The following is a 22,409-nucleotide window of genomic DNA, read 5'->3' as shown; positions in this document are numbered from 1 at the left end:
CACTGCTTCCTTCGTAGAAGACCTGGGTGCCGACTCCCTTGACACCGTTGACCTGGTGATGGCTCTGGAAGAGGAATTCGAGACCGAAATCCCTGACGAAGAAGCTGAGAAGATCACTACTGTACAAGCTGCAATCGATTACGTTACTAACCATCAGGCGTAATAGCTTGTAATCGTTGTTTGCTGTCATGGAAAAACCGCACTGCCATCATGGCGTGCGGTTTTTTCTTTAGGTCTGATGCAAAGTCGTCGTCATTTGAAAAAGGAGAGTGCTGTGTCGCGTAGACGCGTCGTAGTCACCGGTATGGGTATGTTGTCGCCACTGGGCACGGATGTGCCGAGCAGTTGGCAGGGCATTCTGGCTGGCCGCAGTGGCATTGGTCTGATCGAACACACCGACCTTTCTGCCTATTCCACCCGCTTTGGCGGCTCGGTAAAGGGCTTCAATGTCGAGGAATACCTGTCGGTCAAGGAAGCGCGCAAGCTCGACCTGTTCATTCAGTACGGCCTCGCCGCAGGCTTTCAAGCCGTACGCAACGCCGGTCTGGAAGTCACCGACGCCAACCGTGAACGCATTGGCGTGGCCATGGGTTCGGGGATCGGCGGTCTGACCAACATCGAAGAAACCAGCCGTACGCTGCATGAGACGGGTCCGCGTCGAATCTCGCCATTCTTCGTGCCAGGCTCGATCATCAATATGATTTCCGGTTTCCTGTCCATCCACCTGGGTGCACAGGGACCTAACTACGCCATCGCCACCGCGTGTACCACCGGTACCCACTGCATTGGCATGGCGGCGCGCAACATCATGTACGACGAAGCCGACGTGATGATCGCCGGCGGTGCCGAGATGGCTGCATGCGGTCTGGGCATGGGCGGCTTCGGCGCGTCCCGTGCACTGTCGACCCGCAACGACGAGCCGACCCGCGCCAGCCGTCCATGGGACAAGGGCCGCGACGGTTTCGTGCTGTCCGACGGTGCCGGTGCACTGGTTCTCGAAGAACTTGAGCATGCCAAGGCGCGCGGTGCGACCATCTATGCCGAGCTGATCGGCTTTGGCACCAGTGGCGATGCGTTCCACATGACTTCGCCACCCGCCGACGGCGCCGGTGCGGCACGCTGCATCACCAACGCGTTGCGCGATGCGAAGATCAACATCGATCAAGTGCAATACATCAACGCCCACGGCACATCGACCCCGGCCGGCGACCTCGCCGAAGCCAATGCGATCAAGACCGTGTTCGGTGATCACGCCTACAAACTGGCGGTCAGCTCCACCAAGTCGATGACCGGTCACCTGTTGGGTGCGGCGGGCGCGGTCGAGGCGATCTTCAGCGTGCTGGCGATCAACAGCCAGGTCGCACCGCCGACCATCAACCTCGACGAGCCGGACGAAGGCTGCGATCTCGATTTCGTGGCGCACACTGCGCGCAACATGGACATCGATGTCGTGCTGTCCAACTCCTTCGGTTTTGGCGGCACTAACGGCACCCTGGCATTCCGCCGGTTCGCAGGCTGATGGACAGTTGGGTCGACGGTCAACCGGCTGACGCTCTGTCGCTGAAAGATCGCGGCCTGGCTTACGGCGATGGTCTGTTCGAGACCATCGCCGTGCGTCGCGGCCGGCCGATCCTGCTGGATCGACACCTGACGCGTCTGGCCGATGGCTGTTCGCGTTTGGCCATTGCGGCCGATATCGAGCGGATTCACCATGAGCTGCTGAGTTATGCGGCGGCGATGGGCGAGGGTGTGCTCAAGCTCATTCTCACTCGTGGCGATGGTTTGCGCGGTTATGCGCCAGATCCCACGGCGTCGGGTCGACGCATCCTGCAAGGCAATCCGCCTGTTGCTTATCCTGCTGTTCATGCTGAGCAAGGCGTTCGCCTGTTTCCGTGCTGCACGCGCCTGGCCAAGCAGCCGCTACTCGCCGGACTCAAACACCTCAATCGACTGGAGCAGGTGCTCGCCCGTGCCGAATGGCAGGACAACGAGCACGCCGAAGGCTTGATGCTCGATCAGGCCGGTCGAGTGATCGAGGGTGTGTTCAGTAATCTGTTTCTGGTGCGCGACGGTGTGTTAATCACGCCGGACCTGAAGCGTTGTGGCGTCGCCGGTGTGATGCGCGCCGAAATATTGTTTCAGGCCGAGTCATTGGCCATCCCCACACAAATCGCCGACATCAGCCTCGAACAGCTGCAATGGGCCGATGAAGTGTTTGTCTGCAACAGCGTGTATGGCGTCTGGCCGGTACGCGCCTACGCTGCACTGAGCTGGCCGGTTGGCCCGCTCACCCGTAAACTGCAAACCATTGCCCGCGCCCTACTGGATGCCTGATTTGTGAGACGTAAACTTTTGCTGCTGCTGGAAACCGGACTGGTTCTGGCAGGGCTGTTGCTGGGCGCCAGCGCCTGGAAGATTCACTCCGCACTGGAGCAGCCTCTGAACATCACGCAGGAAGAACTGCTGGATGTGCCGAAAGGCTCGACACCGACTCGTACTTTCCTTTCGCTTGAAACCGATGGCGTCATCAAGGACGCATTCTGGCTGCGGGTCTATTGGCGCTTCAACCTCGCCGGTACACCGATCCACAGCGGCGAATACCGCATGCAGCCGGGTATGACCGTCAACGGTCTGATCGACGTGTGGAAGCGCGGTGAAGTGGTGCAGTACAGCCTGACGCTGGTGGAAGGCTGGAATTTCCACCAAGTGCGCGCCGCGTTGGCCAAAGATGAAAAGATCGAACAGACCCTGAACGGTTTGAGCGACAGCGACGTCATGGCGAAGATTGGCCACAAAGGTTTGTTCCCGGAAGGACGTTTCTTCCCCGATACCTACCGATTCGTGCGCGGCATGTCCGATGCCGAATTGCTGAAGAAAGCCTTTGATCGCCTTGATGAAGTTCTGGCGAAAGAATGGGAAAGTCGTTCTGCCGATGTGCCGTACACCGAACCTTACCAAGCGCTGATCATGGCTTCGCTGGTCGAGAAGGAAACCGGCGTGCCGCAGGAGCGTGGGCAGATTGCCGGTGTCTTCGTGCGTCGCATGGCCTTGGGCATGCAGCTGCAGACCGATCCGACCGTCATCTATGGTCTGGGCGATCGCTATACCGGCAAGTTGACCCGTGCGCATCTCAAAGAGCCGACGGCGTATAACACTTACGTGATCCCCGGCTTGCCGCCGACGCCGATCGCGATGGTTGGCCGCGAAGCAATTCACGCGGCATTGAACCCGGTAGACGGCACCAGTCTGTACTTTGTTGCGCGTGGTGACGGCAGTCATGTGTTCTCTGACGATCTCGATGCACATAACAATGCGGTGCGTGAGTATCAGCTCAAGCGCCGTGCGGATTACCGCTCCAGCCCTGCGCCGGCGCAAACGCCTGAAGCGGCTCCCGCAGCCGAGGATGCGATTCCTGCGGCATCTCCGGATCTATCACCGGAGTCGTTGCCACAAGTTGCACCACAGGAGCCAGCGCCGACTCCAGAAGCCGCCGCCCCACAAAACACGCAATGACGTTGATAAAGGACTGCCTGTGACTGGCTTGTTTATTACCCTGGAAGGCCCGGAAGGCGCCGGCAAAAGCACCAACCGCGAATACCTCGCCGAGCGCCTGCGCGCCGCCGGTATCGAAGTGGTGCTGACCCGTGAGCCCGGTGGCACGCCGCTGGCCGAGCGGATTCGCGAGGTGCTGTTGGCACCGGCCGACGAAGTCATGAATCCGGATGCCGAGCTGTTGCTGGTATTCGCCGCGCGTGCCCAGCATCTGGCCGAGGTGATTCGTCCGGCCATGGCCCGGGGCGCGGTGGTGCTGTGCGATCGCTTTACCGATTCCACTTACGCCTATCAGGGCGGCGGTCGCGGCTTGTCGCTGGAGCGCATCGCCGCGCTGGAAACCTTTGTGCAAGGCGATCTGAGTCCGGACCTGACGCTGATTTTCGATCTGCCGGTGGAAATCGGTCTGGCCCGCGCCAGTGCCCGTGGTCGTCTGGATCGTTTTGAATTGGAAGGCCGGGCTTTTTTCGAGGCTGTGCGTAGCGCTTTCCTCAAGCGCGCCGAAGCCGATCCTGCACGTTATGTACGCATCGATGCCGGCCAGCCATTGGCCAAGGTTCAACAATCGCTCGATACGTTGATTCCGAACTTGCTGGAGCTGGCTCGTGGCTGAAGCCTATCCATGGCAGGACAGTCTCTGGCAGCAACTGGCCGGGCGTAAGCAGCACGCCCACGCCTATCTGCTGCATGGCCCGGCCGGCATCGGCAAACGCGCGTTGGCCGAACGCTTGATGGCCAGCCTGTTGTGCCAGCGGCCGACGCCGCAAGCCTGCGGCGAGTGCAAATCCTGCCTGCTGCTCAAGGCTGGCAGTCACCCGGATAATTACATTCTCGAACCAGAAGAAGCCGACAAGGCGATCAAGGTCGATCAGGTGCGTGATCTGGTCAGCTTCGTGGTGCAGACCGCGCAGCTTGGCGGGCGCAAAGTGGTGTTGATCGAGCCGGTCGAGTCGATGAATATCAACGCCGCCAACGCCTTGCTGAAAAGCCTTGAGGAGCCTTCCGGCGATACGGTTTTGCTGTTGGTCAGCCACCAGACAAGTCGTTTGCTGCCGACGATCAAGAGTCGTTGCGTGCAGCAGGCCTGTCCGTTGCCGGGCGAAGCGATGAGCCTGCAATGGCTGGCTCAGGCGCTGCCGGAATGCTCCGAAGAAGAACGTGTCGAATTGCTGACGCTAGCGGCCGGATCGCCGCTGATGGCGGTCAGTCTGCAATCGCAGGGCGTGCGCGAGCAGCGCGCGCAAGTGGTTGAAGGCGTGAAAAAGCTGCTCAAGCAACAGCAATCGCCGACACAACTGGCCGAAGAATGGAAAAGCATTCCGATGCTGCGTCTGTTCGACTGGTTCTGCGACTGGTCGAGCCTGATCCTGCGCTATCAATTGACCCAGGATGAAGCAGGCCTCGGCCTGACCGACATGCGCAAGGTTGTGCAGTATCTGGCGCAGAAAAGCGCGCAGGGCAAAGTCCTCGAGATTCAGGACTGGATACTGGCGCAGCGCCAGAAAGTCATGAGCAAGGCCAACCTCAATCCGGCCTTGCTGCTGGAGGCGTTGTTGGTGCAATGGGCGGGATTGCCTGGTCAAAGATAACAATGTGTACCTAGACTCTGAACATCAGCAGTGGAGGTCAACATGAATGAACCCGTCAGCCCGGGGCCGCGCAACGGCATTTTGTCCCTGACCATCAAGGACAAGTCGGTGCTCTACGCCGCTTACATGCCGTTCATCAAGAATGGTGGCTTGTTCATCCCGACCAACAAGAGTTACAGGTTGGGCGATGAGGTGTTCATGCTGCTCAACCTGATGGACGAGGCCGAGAAGATTCCGGTGGCCGGCAAGGTCGCCTGGATCACCCCCAAAGGGGCGCAAGGCAATCGCGCTGCCGGTGTCGGCGTGCAGTTCAATGACGGCGACAACACCGCGCGCAGTCGCATCGAAACCCATCTGGCCGGAGCGCTTAAATCCGACCGTCCCACTCATACGATGTAAGTAGCCGTCTTTTTATGCTTGTAGATTCCCATTGTCACCTTGATCGTCTCGACCTCGCCGCCCATGATGGCTCGCTGGATGCCGCACTCGATGCAGCCCGGCTGCGCGGGGTAGGGCACTTTCTGTGCATCGGCGTGAGTGCCGACAACGCCGCCGACGTCAAAGCGCTGGCTGAGCGTTACGAAGACGTTGATTGCTCGGTCGGCGTGCATCCGCTCGATGTGCAACCCGGCGCGGCACCTGCGCTGGACTGGCTGTTGCACGAGCTCAATCACCCGAAAGTGGTGGCGATCGGTGAAACCGGTCTGGATTATCACTACGAGCCGGAAGCCGCCGAGCTTCAGCAGGAATCATTCCGTCTGCACTTGCAAGCGGCGCAGCAGACCGGTAAACCGGTGATCATCCACACCCGTGGTGCCCGTGCCGATACCCTTGAGTTGCTGCGCGAAGCGGCACTGCCGCAGGCCGGTGTGCTGCATTGCTTCACCGAAGACTGGGACATGGCCAAAGCGGCGCTGGACATGGGTTATTACATTTCTCTGTCGGGTATCGTGACGTTCCGCAATGCCGATGCGTTGCGTGATGTCGCGAGCAAGGTCCCGGCCGATCGCCTGCTGGTGGAAACTGATTCGCCGTATCTGGCGCCGATCCCTTATCGTGGCAAGCCCAATCTGCCGCAGTACGTGCGTGAGGTGGCGGAATTCCTGGCGATGCTGCGCGGAGAAAACTACGAGCGTTTTGCCGAGCAGACCACCGAGAATTTCAAGCGTCTGTTCCCGCTGGCCAGTGTTAAATCTGCCCTGTAAGCGGAAGCCAAATCGCAGGCAAAAAAAACCCGGGTTCTGGGGGGTGAATCCGGGTTAAGACCATTAGGAGTAAAACAAAGGCACGCGGTCCCTTGGTACCTTTATCGGCGCGACACTTGGGGGAGATGTCGCCCGACAGTTCAAGTATTGATCAGTCTGGCGTGCAGTCCAGTTAGCCGGTCGGGGTTTTTAAACAAATTTGGAATACGTTCGCTTCAGTTGAGTTCTCATTGCGCCCAAAACGTTCTCAAAATGAACAAGAAACACAGATATGGTCGGATGATCCGTGCATTTTTGCGCAAGTTAGGCATAATACGCGGCTTCGAATTTTGACCCTTCAGACCTTTTCTTATGCACAAAGAACCTCGTAAGGTCCGTGAGTTTCGTCGCCGCGAGCAAGAAATTCTCGATACCGCGCTCAAGCTGTTCCTCGATCAAGGTGAAGACAGTGTCACCGTCGAGATGATTGCTGATGCCGTGGGTATCGGCAAAGGCACGATCTACAAGCACTTCAAATCCAAGGCCGAGATTTATCTGCGCCTGATGCTCGATTACGAGCGCGATTTGAACGAGCTGCTGCATTCGGCCGATGTCGACAAGGACAAGGAAGCGCTGTCCCGCGCCTACTTCGAATTCCGCATGCGTGACCCGCAGCGTTATCGCCTGTTCGACCGTCTCGAAGAGAAGGTGGTCAAGGGCAATCAGGTGCCGGAGATGGTCGAGGAGTTGCACAAGATCCGTGCCTCGAATTTTGAACGCCTGACCTTGTTGATCAAGGGCCGCATCAGCGAAGGCAAGCTCGAAGACGTGCCGCCGTACTTCCACTACTGCGCATCCTGGGCGCTGGTGCACGGCGCTGTGGCGCTGTATCACTCGCCGTTCTGGAGCAACGTGCTGGAAGATCAGGAAGGTTTCTTCCAGTTCCTGATGGACATCGGCGTGCGCATGGGCAACAAGCGCAAGCGCGATCCGGAAACCCCAAGCAGCTGAGCCATTCAGCAGCCTTATTGCGCCATGATTTCGCTACATGACGCAGTACCGCAGGAATATACTCAGGCATAGGGCTTGCTAAAACTTGATTTGTGAGTCAAGTTTTAGCGGCTCGAAATTCTATCGCCGGAGTGATCATGATCGTTGACCGTCAAGGCAGGCGTTTTCGCAATTTGCGCATCAGCCTGACCTCCGCCTGCAATTACGCGTGTACCTACTGCGTGCCCAACGGCAAGCGGCTGGTGGCTGCGCAGGATGAGCTGTCGGCTGAAGCCATGGCGCGTGGCGTGGCGTATCTGATCGAAGCCGCCGGCATCGAGCGTCTGCGCATCACTGGCGGTGAACCGCTGGTCAGCCCCAAGCTTGAATCGTTCATGACCGCTGTCGGCAAGATGGGCCTGGAAGACATCAGCCTGACAACCAACGGTCAACTCCTCGCTAAAAAACTGCCGCTGCTGGTCGATGCCGGTCTGCGCCGGATCAACGTGTCCCTCGATACCCTCGATGCCAGCGCGTTTCGCAGTATCGCCCGTGGCGGCGATCTGGCCACCGTGCTCGACGGCATGGACCAGGCCGCAGCGGCGGGGATGAGGATCAAGGTCAATATGGTGCCGTTGCGCGGACAAAACCTCGATCAGGTCATGCCGCTGCTGGATTACTGCCTGGAGCGCGGATACGAATTGCGCTTCATCGAGTTGATGCGCATGGGCCACCTGGCCAAGGACAACAATGCGTTCCTGCAACAGTTCGTCAGCCTGCAGCAGTTGCTGGAGCTGATTGGCGAACGTTATGAGTACGCGCAAACCGACGCGCCAGTGGACGCTACGGCCGTGCGCTACGCGATCCCCGGGCTGGGCAACTTTGGCGTGATCGCCAACGAAAGCGTGCCGTTCTGCCGGACGTGCTCGCGCTTGCGCCTGTCGTCGACCGGGTGGCTGCATGGCTGCCTGTCGTCGAGCAACCGCCACTATGTTGGTGATCTGCTCGACAAGCCGCGCCATCAGGCGTTGCCGGCGCTCCAGCGCTTGTTGGTCAAGGCGTTGGGCGACAAGCAGGAAGTGGCGTTCTCCGGCGGTGCCACCGTCATGAAGATTATCGGCGGCTGAACATCCCTCATCGCTAGCAGGCTAGCTCCCACAGGTTGAACGCATTCCAAATGTGGGGGCGAGCTTGCTCGCGAATACGATCTTACAATCAACGAATTTTCAGAGCTGGCGCAAAAGCTGCATCCAACGGCCATTCGCCGGTTTTCCGTCACCGGCCTCTGGAGGAATAGGATGCGTAGCCTGGTTTTGCTGCTGGCCGTTTTGGCGCTTGGCGGCTGTATGACTGTCAGCGATATGGCCGAAGGCACTCGCTACCAGATGAGCGACGCGGGCTTGCTGGATCACAGCGACAGCCGCCGCGTGAACAACTTCCGCATTCAGCCGGACTCGTTCATCTACATCGCTCAAGGCGCGTTCGCGCCGCCGGGCGGTTCCTACCCGCGACCCAACGTGGTGGCCGAAGAAGCGTTCAAGGGCTTCGTCGAGTACTTCCCGATGGTCCGCCGCGCCCGCGCGCCCGAAGGCCTCGATCAGGCCATGGGCGAAGCTCGCGATGCCGGCGCGCATTACTTGCTGTACACCCGCTTCGCCAAGGCTGACGACCGTATCGGCAACTCCGATGAATGGCTTGATCAGGAAGCCGTGGATCGCCTCGGCATCGACGGTGGCGTGATTCAGATCATGTTGATCGAGACCAGCACCCAGTATTTGATTGATACTGCACGGATCAAGAGTCGTGGCGGTTTACTGACGTTCCACGACAGCAAGCCCGAAGACCTGATCGGCCCGCCGCTGGCCCAGTACGCGCGCAGCCTGTTGGGAGTCGGCGACCAATAATTCAAGGAGAACGCCATGAGTGGCCCGCAAAAAGCCAATGACCTGTTGGGACAGATCCCCAAAACCAAGGGCTTGCCGCCGGTGCACTTGTGGAACCCGGACTTCTGCGGCGACATCGACATGCGCATCGCCCGCGACGGCACCTGGTATTACCTGGGCACGCCGATCGGGCGCAAGCCGATGGTCAAATTGTTCTCCACGATCATGCGCCGCGACGGCGATGATTATTTCCTGATCACGCCAGTCGAGAAGGTCGGGATCAAGGTGGACGATGCGCCGTTTGTGGCGATTGCCGTTGAGGTTGAAGGCGAAGGAGATGCGCAGCTGTTGCGCTTTACCACCAACGTTGATGAAACCGCCGAGGCCGGGCCGGAGCATCCGATCCGCGTCGAGATTGATCCCGCTACCCAAGAGCCGGCGCCCTACGTGCATGTGCGTACCAACCTTGAAGCGCTGATCCACCGCAATGTGTTCTATCAACTGGTGGAGCTGGCGGTCGGCCGCGAAATCGACGGGCAGCGCTGGCTCGGTGTGTGGAGCGGCGGTGAGTTCTTCCGCATCGGCCTCGAACCCTGAATACCAACCAACCACTGTGGGAGCGAGCTTGCTCGCGAAGGCGGACTGTCAGTCAATGTTAAAGGTGACTGATACACCGCTTTCGCGAGCAAGCTCGCTCCCACAGTGGTTTTGTGAATTGCTTGAAAAATCCTGATTGACTGTTAATCGTATGATGATTAGCTTGATCACCCATCGCGATCCGCTTTGAGGTGTTCATGTCCAGCAGCTTTCACGCATCCACGGTCGACTGGCTGGGCAGCTGGATAGCCGCTGGCCAGGTCAAACCAGGGCAGACCATCAAGGTCGAGGCCGATCTCGGCGAACAGCTCGGCGTGAGCCGCACGGTCATCCGCGAAGCGATCAAAACCCTCGTTGCCAAAGGCATGCTCGAAGTCGGGCCGAAAGTCGGCACCCGCGTATTGCCGGTGCGGCGCTGGAACCTGTTCGATCCGCAGGTCGTCGGTTGGCTGTCACGTAATGGCCTGCCGGAAAACTTCGTCGATGACTTGCTCGACCTGCGCCGCACCATCGAACCGATGGCCGTGCGCTGGGCCTGCGAGCGTGCGACGCTGGAACAGATTGAAGCGGTGCAACTGGCTTACAACGCCCTCGAGCGCGCGGTCGACAGCGGCACCGATTACAACCACGCCGATCAGGTCTTCCACGAATGCATCCTTGCGGCGAGCCACAATCAGTTCATCGAACAAATGGTCCCGGCGCTCGGCGCGTTGCTCGCAGTGTCATTTGAAGTCTCTGCGGCCGACCCGGATGAACTGCGCCGCACTTTGCCGATCCACAAGGACATGGCCGACGCCATCGCCGCCCGCGATTCCGCGCGCGGTGTGTGGGCGTGCATGACCCTGATCGACAACGCGGATCTGGCGATCAAACGCTTCTACCCGAAAGTCATGGCCGGCAGGAAAGCCGGCTGAATAAACCGAGATCCCCTGTGGGAGCGAGCCTGCTCGCGAAGGCTGTGTATCAGGTAACTCATGCATCGACTGACACGACGCTTTCGCGAGCAGGCTCGCTCCCACATTAAATAACAACAAGATCCGAGGAGTTGATATGCCGTGGACCGCCCTGACCCAACACCGCGCCCAACTCGGTGAAGGCCCGTTCTGGGACGCGCCGACTCAGGCGCTGTACTGGGTCGACATCGCCGGCAAACAGGCCCTGCGCCTGATCGGCCAAAACGTGCAGATCTGGCAGATGCCCGAGCATGTTTCCGCGTTCATCCCCTGCAACAGCGGCGACGCGCTGGTGACACTGACTAGCGGCGTCTACCGCCTCGATCTCGACTCCCCGGGACTCGAACCGCGCCTGACGCTGTTCTGTGTCGCCGACCCGCAACCCGGAAACCGCCCTAATGAAGCGCGCTGCGATGGCCAAGGTCGACTGTGGCTCGGCACCATGCAAAACAACATCGGCGAGAACGGCGAAGACCTGCCGATCACCCGTCGCTCCGGCGGCCTGTTCCGGATCGATCCGGATAAACGCGTCACACCCTTACTGCGCAATCTGGGAATTCCCAATACCTTGCTGTGGAGTGACGACGGCACCACGCTGCTGTTCGGCGACAGCATGGACAGCACGCTGCACCGCTACTTCATTCACACCGACGGCAATCTCGATGCCGCTCAAGTCTGGTACGGCCCCGATCAGCAGGGTGGCCCGGACGGTTCGGCGATGGATGCCGAAGGCTATGTGTGGAATGCCCGTTGGGACGGTAGTTGTCTGTTGCGCCTGACGCCTGAAGGCAAGGTCGATCGCAAAATCGATCTACCGGTCAGCCGTCCAACCAGTTGCGTTTTCGGCGGCGAGGACCTGAAAACCCTGTTCATCACCAGCGCCAAGAGCCCGCACAGCCATGCATTGGACGGTGCGGTGCTGTCGATGCGGGTTGATGTTGCAGGAAAACTCTGTACGCGCTTTGCAGATTAAATCCCAAAATATGGGATGCAAAATTATATATTGAGATTATTTAGCGGTCGGGTTTATAGTCGGCAACAGCAGTAACACGCACTCACACTTAAAAAGAACAAAACAGGTGAAGTGATGCAGCGAATGTCTATCGCACTCCCGTGTGGAGTCCGCGTCTCGCAACGGCCCCAAGCTGTCGGCTGCGCTTGCCTGTTTCGTTCCAACCGCCTTCCAGACCGGACATCGGCAGATGCCCGGTTTTTTTGTGCTCGCGAAACAGGAGTCCTGTTCCATGGCTGAACCTCTTTCCCTGCCGCCGGTGCCCGCACCGCCGAAGGGCGAGCGTCTGAAAAACAAGGTCGTGCTGCTGACCGGTGCTGCGCAAGGCATCGGCGAAGCCATCGTCGCCGCGTTCGCGTCGCAGCAAGCAAAACTGGTCATCAGCGATATTCAGGCCGAGAAAGTCGAGCAGGTTGCCGCGCACTGGCGCGAACAGGGCTTTGATGTGCAGGCGCTGAAGGCGGATGTCTCGCGTCAGCAGGATCTGCACGCCATGGCCAAACGCGCCGTTGAACTGCATGGGCGCATTGATGTGCTGGTCAATTGCGCCGGGGTCAACGTGTTCCGCGATCCATTGGAAATGACCGAGGAAGACTGGCGCCGCTGCTTCGCCATCGACCTGGACGGCGCCTGGTTCGGCTGCAAAGCGGTGCTGCCGCAGATGATCGAGCAGGGTGTCGGCAGCATCATCAACATCGCCTCGACCCATTCCAGCCACATCATTCCCGGCTGCTTCCCGTATCCGGTGGCCAAGCATGGCTTGCTCGGCCTGACCCGCGCACTCGGCATTGAATACGCCGCAAAGGGAATTCGCGTTAACGCAATCGCGCCTGGCTACATCGAAACCCAATTGAACGTCGATTACTGGAACGGTTTCGCCGATCCGCACGCCGAGCGTCAGCGAGCTTTCGATCTGCACCCGCCGAAACGCATCGGTCAGCCGCTCGAAGTGGCGATGACTGCGGTGTTTCTGGCCAGCGATGAAGCACCGTTCATCAATGCGTCATGCATCACCATCGATGGTGGTCGCTCGGTGATGTACCACGACTGAGCGAAGGCCTTTCACACGGATAAGTCCGTTTGAAATCCAATCATCATACGATATGACTATTTTCAACAGGCTTTGCAGGAACACGCTTTAACGCTTTTCAAACATTGCTCAAAAAAAATAACAAGGAGTCAGCTTATGAAACGTCGTTTCGGGATTCGTACCCTGTGCACTACCGCCCTGGCGGTCACTGCATTCAGCCTGAGCAGTGCGCTGCTCGCTGCCGACACTGTGAAAATCGGTTTTCTGGTCAAGCAGGCTGAAGAGCCATGGTTTCAGACCGAGTGGGCCTTCGCCGAGAAAGCCGCCAAGGACAAGGGCTTCGAATTGATCAAGATCGCCGTGCCGGATGGCGAGAAAACCCTGTCGGCCATCGACAGTCTGGCGGCCAACGGCGCCAAGGGCTTTGTGATCTGCCCGCCGGATGTCTCGCTCGGCCCGGCGATCATGGCCAAAGCCAAACTCAATGACCTGAAAGTGATTGCCGTCGACGACCGCTTTGTCGACGCCAACGGCAAGTTCATGGAAGACGTGCCGTACCTCGGCATGGCCGCGTTCGAAGTCGGCCAGAAGCAAGGCAATGCCATGGTCGCCGAAGCGAAGAAGCGTAATTGGGACTGGAAAGACACTTACGCCGTGGTCAACACCTACAACGAACTGGACACCGGCAAGAAACGCACCGACGGCTCGGTGAAATCCCTTGAAGACGCCGGCATGCCGAAAGACCACATTCTGTTCGCCGCACTGAAAACCCTCGACGTACCCGGCAGCATGGATGCCACCAACTCGGCGCTGGTGAAACTGCCGAGCGCGGCGAAAAACCTGATCATCGGCGGCATGAACGACAACACCGTGCTCGGCGGCGTACGCGCCACCGAAGCCGCCGGTTTTGCTGCGGCCAATGTGATCGGCATCGGCATCAACGGCACCGACGCCATCGGCGAACTGAAAAAGCCTAACAGCGGCTTCTTCGGCTCGATGCTGCCAAGCCCGCACATCGAAGGCTACAAGACCGCCGAGATGATGTACGAGTGGGTCACCACCGGCAAAGAGCCGCCGAAGTACACCGCGATGGACGACGTCACCCTGATCACCCGCGAAAACTTCAAGCAAGAGCTGGAAAAAATCGGCTTGTGGAACTGATGCAGCGACGGCCCGGGCAGCCGGGCCGTTTTTCGGTGTGAAGAGGTGGCTTTATGCACGCGCAAGTACAGACACAACAACACAGCGCCAGCGGCAGCCTGCGCTTCAGCGGGATTGGTAAAACCTTTCCCGGGGTGAAGGCGCTGGACGCTATCAGTTTCGTCGCGCATCCCGGCCAGGTTCACGCCTTGATGGGCGAGAACGGTGCCGGTAAATCGACCCTGCTGAAAATCCTCGGCGGCGCTTACATCCCGAGCAGCGGCGAGTTGCAGATCGGCGAGCAAACCATGGCGTTCAAGTCGACCGCCGACAGCATCGGCAGCGGCGTCGCGGTGATTCACCAAGAGCTGCATCTGGTCCCGGAAATGACCGTTGCCGAGAACCTGTTTCTCGGCCATCTGCCGGCCAGTTTCGGTTTGATCAATCGCAGCACACTGCGCCAACAAGCGCTGAATTGCCTGAAAGGCCTGGCCGACGAAATCGATCCGCAGACCAAGGTCGGGCGCCTGTCCCTCGGCCAGCGACAACTGGTGGAAATTGCCAAAGCGCTGTCGCGCGGCGCCCATGTGATCGCTTTCGACGAACCGACCAGCAGTCTTTCGGCCCGTGAGATCGACCGCTTGATGGCGATCATCGGGCGCCTGCGTGACGAGGGCAAAGTCGTGCTTTACGTCTCGCATCGCATGGAAGAAGTGTTCCGCATCTGCGACGCGGTGACGGTGTTCAAGGATGGTCGCTACGTGCGCACCTTTGAGGACATGAGCCAGTTGACCCACGATCAACTGGTGACCTGCATGGTCGGGCGCGACATTCAGGACATCTACGACTATCGCCATCGTCCACGCGGCGCCGTGGCGCTGAAGGTCGACGGTTTGCTCGGCCCGGGCCTGCGCGAGCCGATCAGTTTCGAGGCGCACAAAGGTGAAATCCTTGGCCTGTTCGGACTGGTCGGGGCAGGGCGCACCGAACTGTTTCGCCTGCTCAGCGGTCTTGAGCGCAACACCGCCGGACGTCTTGAACTGCGTGGCCATGAACTGAAATTGCGCTCACCGCGCGACGCGATTGCCGCTGGGATTCTGCTGTGCCCGGAGGATCGCAAGAAGGAAGGCATCATCCCGCTGGCCAGCGTCGCCGAGAACATCAACATCAGTGCGCGCGGGGCCAACTCCGGCCTCGGTTGCCTGATTCGTGGTCTGTGGGAAAAGGGTAACGCCGATAAACAAATCAAAGCGCTGAAAGTGAAAACCCCGCACGCCGGCCAGCAGATCAAATTCCTTTCCGGCGGCAATCAGCAGAAGGCCATTCTCGGTCGCTGGCTGTCGATGCCGATGAAGGTCTTGCTGCTCGACGAACCGACGCGCGGCATCGACATCGGCGCCAAAGCCGAGATCTATCAGATCATCCATAACCTCGCCGCCGAGGGCATTTCGGTGATCGTGGTGTCCAGCGACCTGATGGAAGTGATGGGCATTTCCGACCGCATCCTGGTGCTCTGCGAAGGCGCCCTGCGCGGCGAAATCAGCCGTGACCAGGCCAATGAATCCAACCTGCTGCAACTGGCTTTGCCGCGCCACCGCGCTGACGGCGTGGCGAACTGAGAGGTGACTATGATGACAACCCAAAACGAAACCCTGCCGACCGCGCGCAAACCTTTGGACATGCGCCGCTTCCTCGATGACTGGGTCATGCTGCTGGCGGCGATCGGCATCTTCATCGCCTGCACGCTGCTGATCGACAACTTCCTCTCGCCGCTGAACATGCGCGGCCTGGGCCTGGCGATTTCCACTACCGGGATCGCCGCGTGCACGATGTTGTATTGCCTGGCATCGGGGCATTTCGACTTGTCGGTGGGCTCGGTGATTGCCTGTGCCGGTGTAGTCGCGGCAGTGGTGATGCGCGACACCAACAGCGTGTTTCTCGGTGTCAGTGCAGCGTTGGTGATGGGCCTGATTGTCGGGCTGATCAACGGGATTGTGATTGCCAAGTTGCGCGTCAATGCGTTGATCACGACGTTGGCGACCATGCAGATCGTTCGCGGTCTGGCGTACATTTTTGCCAACGGCAAAGCGGTGGGCGTGTCGCAGGAATCGTTCTTCGTATTCGGTAACGGCCAGTTGTTTGGCGTGCCGGTGCCGATTCTGATCACGATCGTGTGCTTTCTGTTTTTTGGCTGGCTGCTGAACTACACCACCTACGGGCGCAACACCATGGCTATCGGTGGCAACCAGGAAGCAGCGTTGTTGGCAGGCGTGAATGTTGATCGGACCAAGATCATTATCTTTGCCGTGCACGGCGTGATTGGTGCGTTGGCCGGGGTGATTCTGGCGTCGCGGATGACGTCGGGGCAGCCGATGATTGGTCAGGGGTTTGAGCTGACGGTGATCTCGGCTTGCGTGTTGGGCGGGGTGTCGTTGAGTGGCGGGATCGGTATGATTCGGCATGTGATTGCCGGCGTGTTGATTCTGGCGATCATTGAGAATGCGATGAACTTGAAGAACATTGATACGTTTTATCAGTATGTGATTCGTGGTTCGATCTTGCTGTTGGCTGTGGTGATTGACCGCCTCAAACAACGTTGAGTCAAAAGCTACCCTCACCCCAGCCCTCTCCCGGAGGGAGAGGGGGCCGACCGAGGTGTCTTGCGTGATCCGTCGACCTGAAAGTTCTCGTCGATTATGGATTCGGCAAAGCACTTTCAGGTCGATGTATCTCCCAAATATCCCCCATTCAGTCCCCTCTCCCTCCGGGAGAGGGCTAGGGTGAGGGGCTTTTGATTTTCCCGCCTTTCGTCACTACCCCTAAATTTACCTTGCTCGCCCGCACCCGTTTCGGTTATCAATTTGTACATGATTAGACAGGTACGATTTGACAAGAAACAACGGGTGGTCGACGAACTCGTCCGGCGCATCGAGAGCGGCCTCATGGAGGACGGCTTTCTGTTGCCCGGCGAGCATCAGTTGGCTCAAGAATTCAACGTTAGCCGAGGCACGCTGCGCGAAGCGCTGGCCGAACTGAAACGGCGCAATTACATCGCCACACAAAGCGGCGTCGGCTCCATCGTCACGTTCGACGGCGTGGCGCTCGACCAGCGCAGCGGCTGGGCGCAGGCGCTGGCCGACAGCGGCGCGATGATCAATACCGAAGTGTTGCGTCTGGAAGCCGTGACCCGGCCCGATCTGCTCTCGCGGTTCGGCACTGACCAATTCATCACCCTCGACCGCCGTCGTCGCTCCAACGAAGGCACGCTGGTGTCCCTCGAACGCTCTTTGATGCCGGCGACCGGCGGCCTGGAAAGCCTGCCGCGCGTCGGTCTGATCGACAACTCCCTGACCATCACCCTGGCTGCCTACGGCTACATCGGCGAACGCGGCGATCAATGGATCGGCGCCGAACCGCTGAATGCCGAAGATGCGGAACTGCTCGGCCGCCCGGCCGGCACCGTTTTCCTCAAGGCGTTGCGCACCACCTACGACCGCCAGAACCGTTTCATGGAGATGGTCGAAAGCCTGCTCGACCCGGTGCATTTCCGTCTGCATCTGCAATTTGGAGAATCGAAATGACCGCGCTCAACCGTGCCCTCGGCGCTTTCTATGGCCTGGCCCTCGGTGATGCGCTGGGCATGCCGACGCAATCGCTGAACCGCGAAACCATCAAGACCCGTTTTGGCCAGATCACCGATCTGCAAGACGCCGGTCCGTTACAGCCGATCGCCGCGAACATGCCCAAAGGCTCGATCACCGACGACACCGAACAGGCGATTCTGGTCGGCGAATTGCTGGTCGAAGGCAAGGGCCGCATCGAACCGGCGATCCTCGCGCAACGCTTGATCGAGTGGGAAGCCGAGATGCAGGCCAAGGGCTCGCAGGACTTGCTCGGGCCGTCGACCAAACGCGCCATTGAAATGATTCTCGCCGGCCACTCGCCGGAAGAGGCTGGACGCTACGGCACCACCAACGGTGCGGCAATGCGCATCACGCCGGTGGGGATCGCGGCAGATGTTACCGATCCCGAGCGCTTTATTGCGGCGGTGGTGCAAGCCTGTCAGGTGACCCACAACACCACGCTGGGGATTTCCAGTGCGGCGGCGGTGGCGGCGGTGGTGTCTGCCGGCATTAATGGCATGGACCTGGGCGAGGCGTTGAACCTCGGTCAGCAAATCGCTCAGCAAGCAGAATCGCAAGGTCACTGGGTCGCTGGCGGACGCATTGCTTCACGCATCAGTTGGGCGCGCACTATCAGTGTCGATAGCGACAAGGCATTGCTGGCGGATCTGCTCTACGACGTGATCGGTACTTCGGTGGCGTCGCAGGAGTCGGTGGTGGTTTCGTTTGCACTGGCGCAGCAAGTGGCGGTCGGTGAGATGAACGCGTTCGAGGCGCTGTGCATGGCCGCCAGCCTTGGCGGTGACACCGACACCATCGCGGCGATTCTCGGCGCCATGCTCGGGGCCTGCCTGGGTCTTGAGAGTTGGCCTGTCGAGATGATTGATACGGTGAAGGCCGTTAATCATCTGGAGCTTGAGCCGTTGGTGCAGGGGCTGTTGGCTTTGCGCTGATTGGGCTGACGCCATCGCTGGCAAGCCAGCTCCCACAGGTTTTTGCTGTGAACACAAATTTGTGTACACCCCGATCCCTGTGGGAGCTGGCTTGCCAGCGATAGGCGCACCAAAATTGTTGAATCATTCACCCGCAATGGATCGCACAGACAGGCCGAGGACGGCCGCAATGTCTTGTCATTCTGCATCATTGCCACAACCACAAAAAAGGCAAACAGGAGCACCTTCATGAGTTCATCATCCGCCGGGCAAAGCGCCGGGCAACTGGAAACCCGCGGCATCGAACCGGTGCCGGAAGCCGAGTGCAACGGCCACCCGCTGCAACTGTTCTGGGTCTGGTTCGCCGCCAACATTTCCATTCTCGGTCTGCCGCTGGGCGCCACGCTGGTCGCGTTTCGCGGGCTGGCGATCTGGCAGGCGATCATCGTCGCGATCATCGGCGCGGCCGGTTCGTTTGCCGTGGTCGGGATCATCTCGATCGCCGGTCGACGCGGCCGCGCGCCGAGCCTGACGTTGTCGCGAGCAATCTTCGGCGTGCGCGGCAATATCGGCCCGACGCTGGTCTCGCTGATGTCGCGTCTCGGTTGGGAAACCGTCAACACCACCACCGCCGCATTCGTGCTGCTGTCGCTGTGCTCGATTCTGTTTGGCTCACCGGTCGAAGCGAAAAGCGCGCCGGTGTTAACCCTGATCTTCATCGCGATTTTCGTCTTGCTCACCTTGTCGGTGTCCGGGCTCGGCCACGCGACGTTGCTGGTGATTCAGAAGTGGGCCACCTACGTGTTCGGCGCGCTGAACCTGCTGGTCGGCGGCTTCCTCTGCGCGACCATCGACTGGAGTGCAGTGTTCAACGCCACGCCAGCGCCGATGAGCGCAATGATCATCGGTATTGGCACCATGGCTGCCGGCACCGGGATTGGCTGGGCCAACGCGGGTGCCGACATGTCGCGCTACCAGCATCGCAGCGTCAAGGCTGTGCGTCTGGTCGCGTCTGCCGCGTTCGGTGCGGGTATTCCGCTGGTGTTGCTGATCACCCTTGGCGGCTTGCTGTCGGTGGGCAACAACGACCTCGCCTCGGCGACTGACCCGATCGTGGCGATCCGCGACATGCTGCCAACGTGGATGGCGGTGCCGTACCTGATCACTGCATTCGGTGGCCTGTTGCTGTCGAACAACCTGTCGGTGTATTCCGCTGGTTTGACCACGCTGACCCTCGGCCTCAAGGTCAAACGCGTCTACGCGGTGGTGGTCGATATCGTCGCGATCTTCGCCGGTTCGATTTACTTCATGCTGATCGCCGACAGCTTCTACGGCCCGTTTATCACGTTCATTTCCCTGCTGGCGGTACCAATCACCGCGTGGGTCGGGATCTTCGTCGTCGACCTGATTCACCGTCACTACTACAGCCCAAAGGATCTGCTCGACGTCAGCCCGAGCAGCGCCTACTGGTATCGCGGCGGCATCGAGTGGCGTGCGTTTGGTGCTTGGGCAATCGCCATCGTCCTCGGCTTCAGTTTCACCACCATCGGCACCACTGCCGAGAACGTCTGGTTCAAGGGCTTCCTGTCCGACTCGTGGCTGGGCCACAACGGCCTCGGCTGGATCGTGACCTTCGTCGTCGCCGGTGGCATTTACTTCGTCCTCGGTGGGGCGAAAGATCGCCGCGCCGCGCAAACCGAGAATGCACATGCCTAAGATGTTGCACACCGGCCAGGTCATCATCGACCTGGTCATGGCCGTGGATAAGCTGCCGCAGATTGGCGGTGACGTACTGGCGCAGTCGGCCGGTTTCGAAGCCGGTGGCGGGTTCAATGTGATGGCGGCAGCGGTGCGTAATGGCCTGCCGGTGGTGTATCTCGGTCGCCATGGCCGCGGGCGTTTCGGCGATCTCGCGCGTCAGGCGATGAACGCCGAGGGGATTCACATCGGCATCACCGAAGCCGCACAGAAAGACACCGGTTTATGTGTGGCGCTGACCGATGCGTCGGCGGAGCGCAGTTTCATTTCCTACATTGGCGCAGAAGGTGAAGTGACGGAGGCGGATCTGAACAGCGTTCCGGCCGAGCCGGGCGACTACGTTTATCTGAGCGGCTACAGCCTGCTCCACGAAGGCAAGGCTCAGGCGTTGCTCGACTGGACGCTGGCACTGCCGGACTCGATCAACGTGGTGTTCGATCCGGGCCCGTTGGTGGAATCGCCGGACTCGCCGATGATGCAGGCGTTGCTGCCGCGCATCGATGTGTGGACCAGCAACAGTGTTGAAGCACTGCGGTTTACCGGCGCTGATGATATTGGCGCGGCGCTGGATGGCCTCGCTGAGCACCTGCCCAACGATGTGTTGATGGTGGTGCGTGATGGGCCGCAGGGTTGCTGGATTCAACAGGCCGACAAGCGTCGGCATGTGCCGGGTTTTGCCGTGAAAGCCGTGGACAGCAACGGCGCCGGTGATGCCCATGCCGGGGTGTTCGTTGCCGGATTGGCGCAGGGTTTGAACGCGCATGAAGCGGCGCGGCGGGCGAATGCTGCAGCGGCTATCGCGGTGACGCACTGGGGGCCGGCGACTTCGCCGGCAGCGGCAGAGGTGGATGCGTTTATCCTCGATTCCGACGGCGCTTGATCAACCGCTATCGCTGGCAAGCCAGCTCCCACAGGTTTTTGTGGTGAACACACATGTGTGTACACCCCGATCCCTGTGGGAGCTGGCTTGCCAGCGATGAGGCCATTGGCCTCATTACAAAACTCAACTGGCCTTGCGCAACGCCTCAATCAACGCCTGCTTGCGCATCGATGATCTTCCCGGAATCTTCTTCGCCCGGGCCTCCTTCATCAAGCTATCGACTGTCTGCATATCCTTCGAAGCCTTGCTGTTACGCGAATGCCCCTCGCGACTGGCCTCCGCACGCCGCGATGACTCTTTACGATCCTCAGCCTTGGCACTCGCCGGTTTTCTGCGCCCGGAACCGCCGGCCTTTTCGCCGCCGCCCGATTGCTTGTTGACCGTCGCCCAGGCCCGCGCTTCAGCCTCATCCTTCGACAGGCCTTTGTCCTCGTAGCTGTCTTCGATGTGCTCGGCTTTGCGCTTTTGCTCGGCGGTGTATTTGTCTTTGCTTCCACGAGGCATGGGAATTCTCCTCCTGTGTGCAGTTTCGGCCGCTCGCCGCAGCGACAGCGAGCGACCGCAGGACTTACTGCAGATCCAGCTTGCGCGCTGCCTCAACGCCAGCGGCACTGAGCTTGATCGGCAGGTTCAGCGAATGTTCGCCAGCCTCGTTGCAGGTCACATGCCCGTGGTGAATCAGTCCACGATCCTGCAAAGCGGCGAGGGCGCTGGCCACGACCTTCTCGCCCCGGTAATTGTCCAGCACCTCCTTGCCCAGTCCACTCGGATGAGCGTGCAGCAGGCGGGTGAGGACTTCTTTTTCCAGGTTTTTATCGACGTTCATGGTTACCTCTTCATTGGGTTGAACAGGACGCTCGCGTCGGCGAACTACTGACCGGAGCCTTCGGAACCGGAGCCACCGGTGGTGGTTTTCGAGCCGACGCCGGGGCCCGCGTTGTCTGGGGTGGCAGGGGCGTCGGGAGTGTTCATGCCGCCCTGCCGGCCCGGGTCACTGCCCTGCGTGCGCGGGTCGGTGCCGGTGGCGGGAGGCTGATTGATCAGGGGTACGCCGGAGCCATCGGTATTCATGCCGGGGGCACTGTTGATGGCGGGGGCGCGTGGCGGGGTCGGATCGGTAGGGCCGGTGCCCGCAGCGGTGGCGGATGCGGCGAAAACCGCAGGGCAGAGCAGGGCGCTGAATACGAAAGCGGTCAACCTTGACGGGATCATAGGGCTTCTCCAGTGATTGGAATCCTTACCTGTCGTTGGTCTGCCCGCTGATCGGATTGGTGCCTGATGAACGA

The 22,409-nt window shown here is 59.9% G+C and carries 25 protein-coding genes; 22 read left to right on the top strand and 3 right to left on the bottom strand.

All coding sequences use genetic code 11. The features are described 5' to 3' along the window. The 22 genes from acpP to ACIF4X_RS16305 all read left to right on the top strand — a co-directional run. The coding region (gene acpP, locus ACIF4X_RS16410; protein ID WP_397482939.1) for an acyl carrier protein at positions 1-163 on the top strand (163 nt) is incomplete at its 5' end. Between the two features lie 111 nt (positions 164-274). Next, positions 275-1,519 carry a beta-ketoacyl-ACP synthase II gene (fabF, locus tag ACIF4X_RS16405; RefSeq protein WP_397482937.1) on the top strand — a complete coding sequence of 415 codons (1,245 nt, stop codon included), beginning with the start codon at positions 275-277 and terminating at the stop codon, positions 1,517-1,519. Next, positions 1,519-2,334: an aminodeoxychorismate lyase gene (gene pabC, locus ACIF4X_RS16400; protein ID WP_397482936.1), complete on the top strand. Its 816-nt coding sequence runs from the start codon at positions 1,519-1,521 to the stop codon at positions 2,332-2,334. The genes fabF and pabC overlap by 1 nt, the downstream gene beginning before the upstream one ends. Before the next feature lie 3 nt (positions 2,335-2,337). Further along, positions 2,338-3,513, top strand: a complete 1,176-nt coding sequence (gene mltG / locus ACIF4X_RS16395; RefSeq protein ID WP_397482935.1) for an endolytic transglycosylase MltG — start codon at positions 2,338-2,340, stop codon at positions 3,511-3,513. Positions 3,514-3,532: 19 nt separating this feature from the next. Further along, a complete protein-coding gene (gene tmk, locus ACIF4X_RS16390) occupies positions 3,533-4,165 on the top strand; it encodes a dTMP kinase (protein ID WP_397482934.1) in 633 nt (210 codons plus the stop codon). Next, complete coding sequence (locus tag ACIF4X_RS16385; RefSeq protein ID WP_397482933.1) at positions 4,158-5,141, top strand: DNA polymerase III subunit delta'; 984 nt, start codon at positions 4,158-4,160, stop codon at positions 5,139-5,141. Before tmk ends, ACIF4X_RS16385 begins: the two co-directional genes overlap by 8 nt. Before the next feature lie 42 nt (positions 5,142-5,183). Beyond that, complete coding sequence (locus tag ACIF4X_RS16380; RefSeq protein ID WP_007908272.1) at positions 5,184-5,540, top strand: PilZ domain-containing protein; 357 nt, start codon at positions 5,184-5,186, stop codon at positions 5,538-5,540. A 14-nt stretch (positions 5,541-5,554) separates the two neighbouring features. After that, positions 5,555-6,346, top strand: a complete 792-nt coding sequence (locus ACIF4X_RS16375; RefSeq protein ID WP_397482932.1) for a TatD family hydrolase — start codon at positions 5,555-5,557, stop codon at positions 6,344-6,346. Between the two features lie 351 nt (positions 6,347-6,697). Further along, entirely contained in the window at positions 6,698-7,336 is a 639-nt protein-coding gene (locus ACIF4X_RS16370; RefSeq protein ID WP_007908276.1) for a TetR/AcrR family transcriptional regulator, read from the top strand. Between the two features lie 137 nt (positions 7,337-7,473). Continuing rightward, positions 7,474-8,442 (top strand): GTP 3',8-cyclase MoaA, encoded by a 969-nt coding sequence (locus ACIF4X_RS16365; RefSeq protein WP_397482931.1) that lies wholly within the window; start codon positions 7,474-7,476, stop codon positions 8,440-8,442. Positions 8,443-8,613: 171 nt separating this feature from the next. Then, positions 8,614-9,219 (top strand): DUF4823 domain-containing protein, encoded by a 606-nt coding sequence (locus ACIF4X_RS16360; RefSeq protein ID WP_064120365.1) that lies wholly within the window; start codon positions 8,614-8,616, stop codon positions 9,217-9,219. 15 nt (positions 9,220-9,234) lie between these two features. Further along, positions 9,235-9,795, top strand: coding sequence for a DUF1285 domain-containing protein (locus tag ACIF4X_RS16355; protein ID WP_397482930.1), 561 nt, complete (start codon positions 9,235-9,237; stop codon positions 9,793-9,795). 197 nt (positions 9,796-9,992) lie between these two features. Then, positions 9,993-10,709 (top strand): FadR/GntR family transcriptional regulator, encoded by a 717-nt coding sequence (locus tag ACIF4X_RS16350; protein ID WP_397482929.1) that lies wholly within the window; start codon positions 9,993-9,995, stop codon positions 10,707-10,709. A gap of 136 nt (positions 10,710-10,845) precedes the next feature. Then, complete coding sequence (locus ACIF4X_RS16345) at positions 10,846-11,721, top strand: SMP-30/gluconolactonase/LRE family protein (protein WP_397482928.1); 876 nt, start codon at positions 10,846-10,848, stop codon at positions 11,719-11,721. A 271-nt stretch (positions 11,722-11,992) separates the two neighbouring features. Further along, positions 11,993-12,811, top strand: coding sequence for an SDR family oxidoreductase (locus tag ACIF4X_RS16340; RefSeq protein WP_158960024.1), 819 nt, complete (start codon positions 11,993-11,995; stop codon positions 12,809-12,811). Positions 12,812-12,946: 135 nt separating this feature from the next. Beyond that, on the top strand, positions 12,947-13,951 hold the full coding sequence (locus tag ACIF4X_RS16335) for a substrate-binding domain-containing protein (protein ID WP_397482927.1): 1,005 nt from the start codon (positions 12,947-12,949) through the stop codon (positions 13,949-13,951). 53 nt (positions 13,952-14,004) lie between these two features. Continuing rightward, entirely contained in the window at positions 14,005-15,549 is a 1,545-nt protein-coding gene (araG, locus tag ACIF4X_RS16330; RefSeq protein ID WP_397482926.1) for an L-arabinose ABC transporter ATP-binding protein AraG, read from the top strand. A gap of 12 nt (positions 15,550-15,561) precedes the next feature. Next, on the top strand, positions 15,562-16,530 hold the full coding sequence (gene araH, locus ACIF4X_RS16325; protein WP_034155398.1) for an L-arabinose ABC transporter permease AraH: 969 nt from the start codon (positions 15,562-15,564) through the stop codon (positions 16,528-16,530). A 267-nt stretch (positions 16,531-16,797) separates the two neighbouring features. Continuing rightward, a complete protein-coding gene (locus tag ACIF4X_RS16320) occupies positions 16,798-17,511 on the top strand; it encodes a GntR family transcriptional regulator (protein WP_397482925.1) in 714 nt (237 codons plus the stop codon). Then, complete coding sequence (locus ACIF4X_RS16315; protein ID WP_397482924.1) at positions 17,508-18,506, top strand: ADP-ribosylglycohydrolase family protein; 999 nt, start codon at positions 17,508-17,510, stop codon at positions 18,504-18,506. Before ACIF4X_RS16320 ends, ACIF4X_RS16315 begins: the two co-directional genes overlap by 4 nt. A gap of 228 nt (positions 18,507-18,734) precedes the next feature. After that, positions 18,735-20,201, top strand: coding sequence for a purine-cytosine permease family protein (locus ACIF4X_RS16310; RefSeq protein WP_397482923.1), 1,467 nt, complete (start codon positions 18,735-18,737; stop codon positions 20,199-20,201). Beyond that, on the top strand, positions 20,194-21,123 hold the full coding sequence (locus ACIF4X_RS16305) for a PfkB family carbohydrate kinase (RefSeq protein ID WP_397482922.1): 930 nt from the start codon (positions 20,194-20,196) through the stop codon (positions 21,121-21,123). The genes ACIF4X_RS16310 and ACIF4X_RS16305 overlap by 8 nt, the downstream gene beginning before the upstream one ends. Before the next feature lie 123 nt (positions 21,124-21,246). Here ACIF4X_RS16305 and ACIF4X_RS16300 read toward each other — a convergent pair whose 3' ends face one another. From ACIF4X_RS16300 to ACIF4X_RS16290, 3 genes are all read right to left on the bottom strand, one after another. Further along, positions 21,247-21,627, bottom strand: coding sequence for a Rho termination factor N-terminal domain-containing protein (locus ACIF4X_RS16300; RefSeq protein WP_397482921.1), 381 nt, complete (start codon positions 21,625-21,627; stop codon positions 21,247-21,249). Positions 21,628-21,691: 64 nt separating this feature from the next. Then, positions 21,692-21,949 (bottom strand): hypothetical protein, encoded by a 258-nt coding sequence (locus ACIF4X_RS16295; protein WP_016986009.1) that lies wholly within the window; start codon positions 21,947-21,949, stop codon positions 21,692-21,694. Positions 21,950-21,993: 44 nt separating this feature from the next. Further along, complete coding sequence (locus ACIF4X_RS16290; RefSeq protein ID WP_007908306.1) at positions 21,994-22,335, bottom strand: hypothetical protein; 342 nt, start codon at positions 22,333-22,335, stop codon at positions 21,994-21,996. Between the last annotated feature and the right edge of the window lie 74 nt (positions 22,336-22,409).

The sequence above is a fragment of the Pseudomonas sp. NPDC085632 genome (assembly GCF_044541255.1).
Classification (GTDB): domain Bacteria; phylum Pseudomonadota; class Gammaproteobacteria; order Pseudomonadales; family Pseudomonadaceae; genus Aquipseudomonas.
This window is presented reverse-complemented; position numbering and strand designations above follow the sequence as displayed.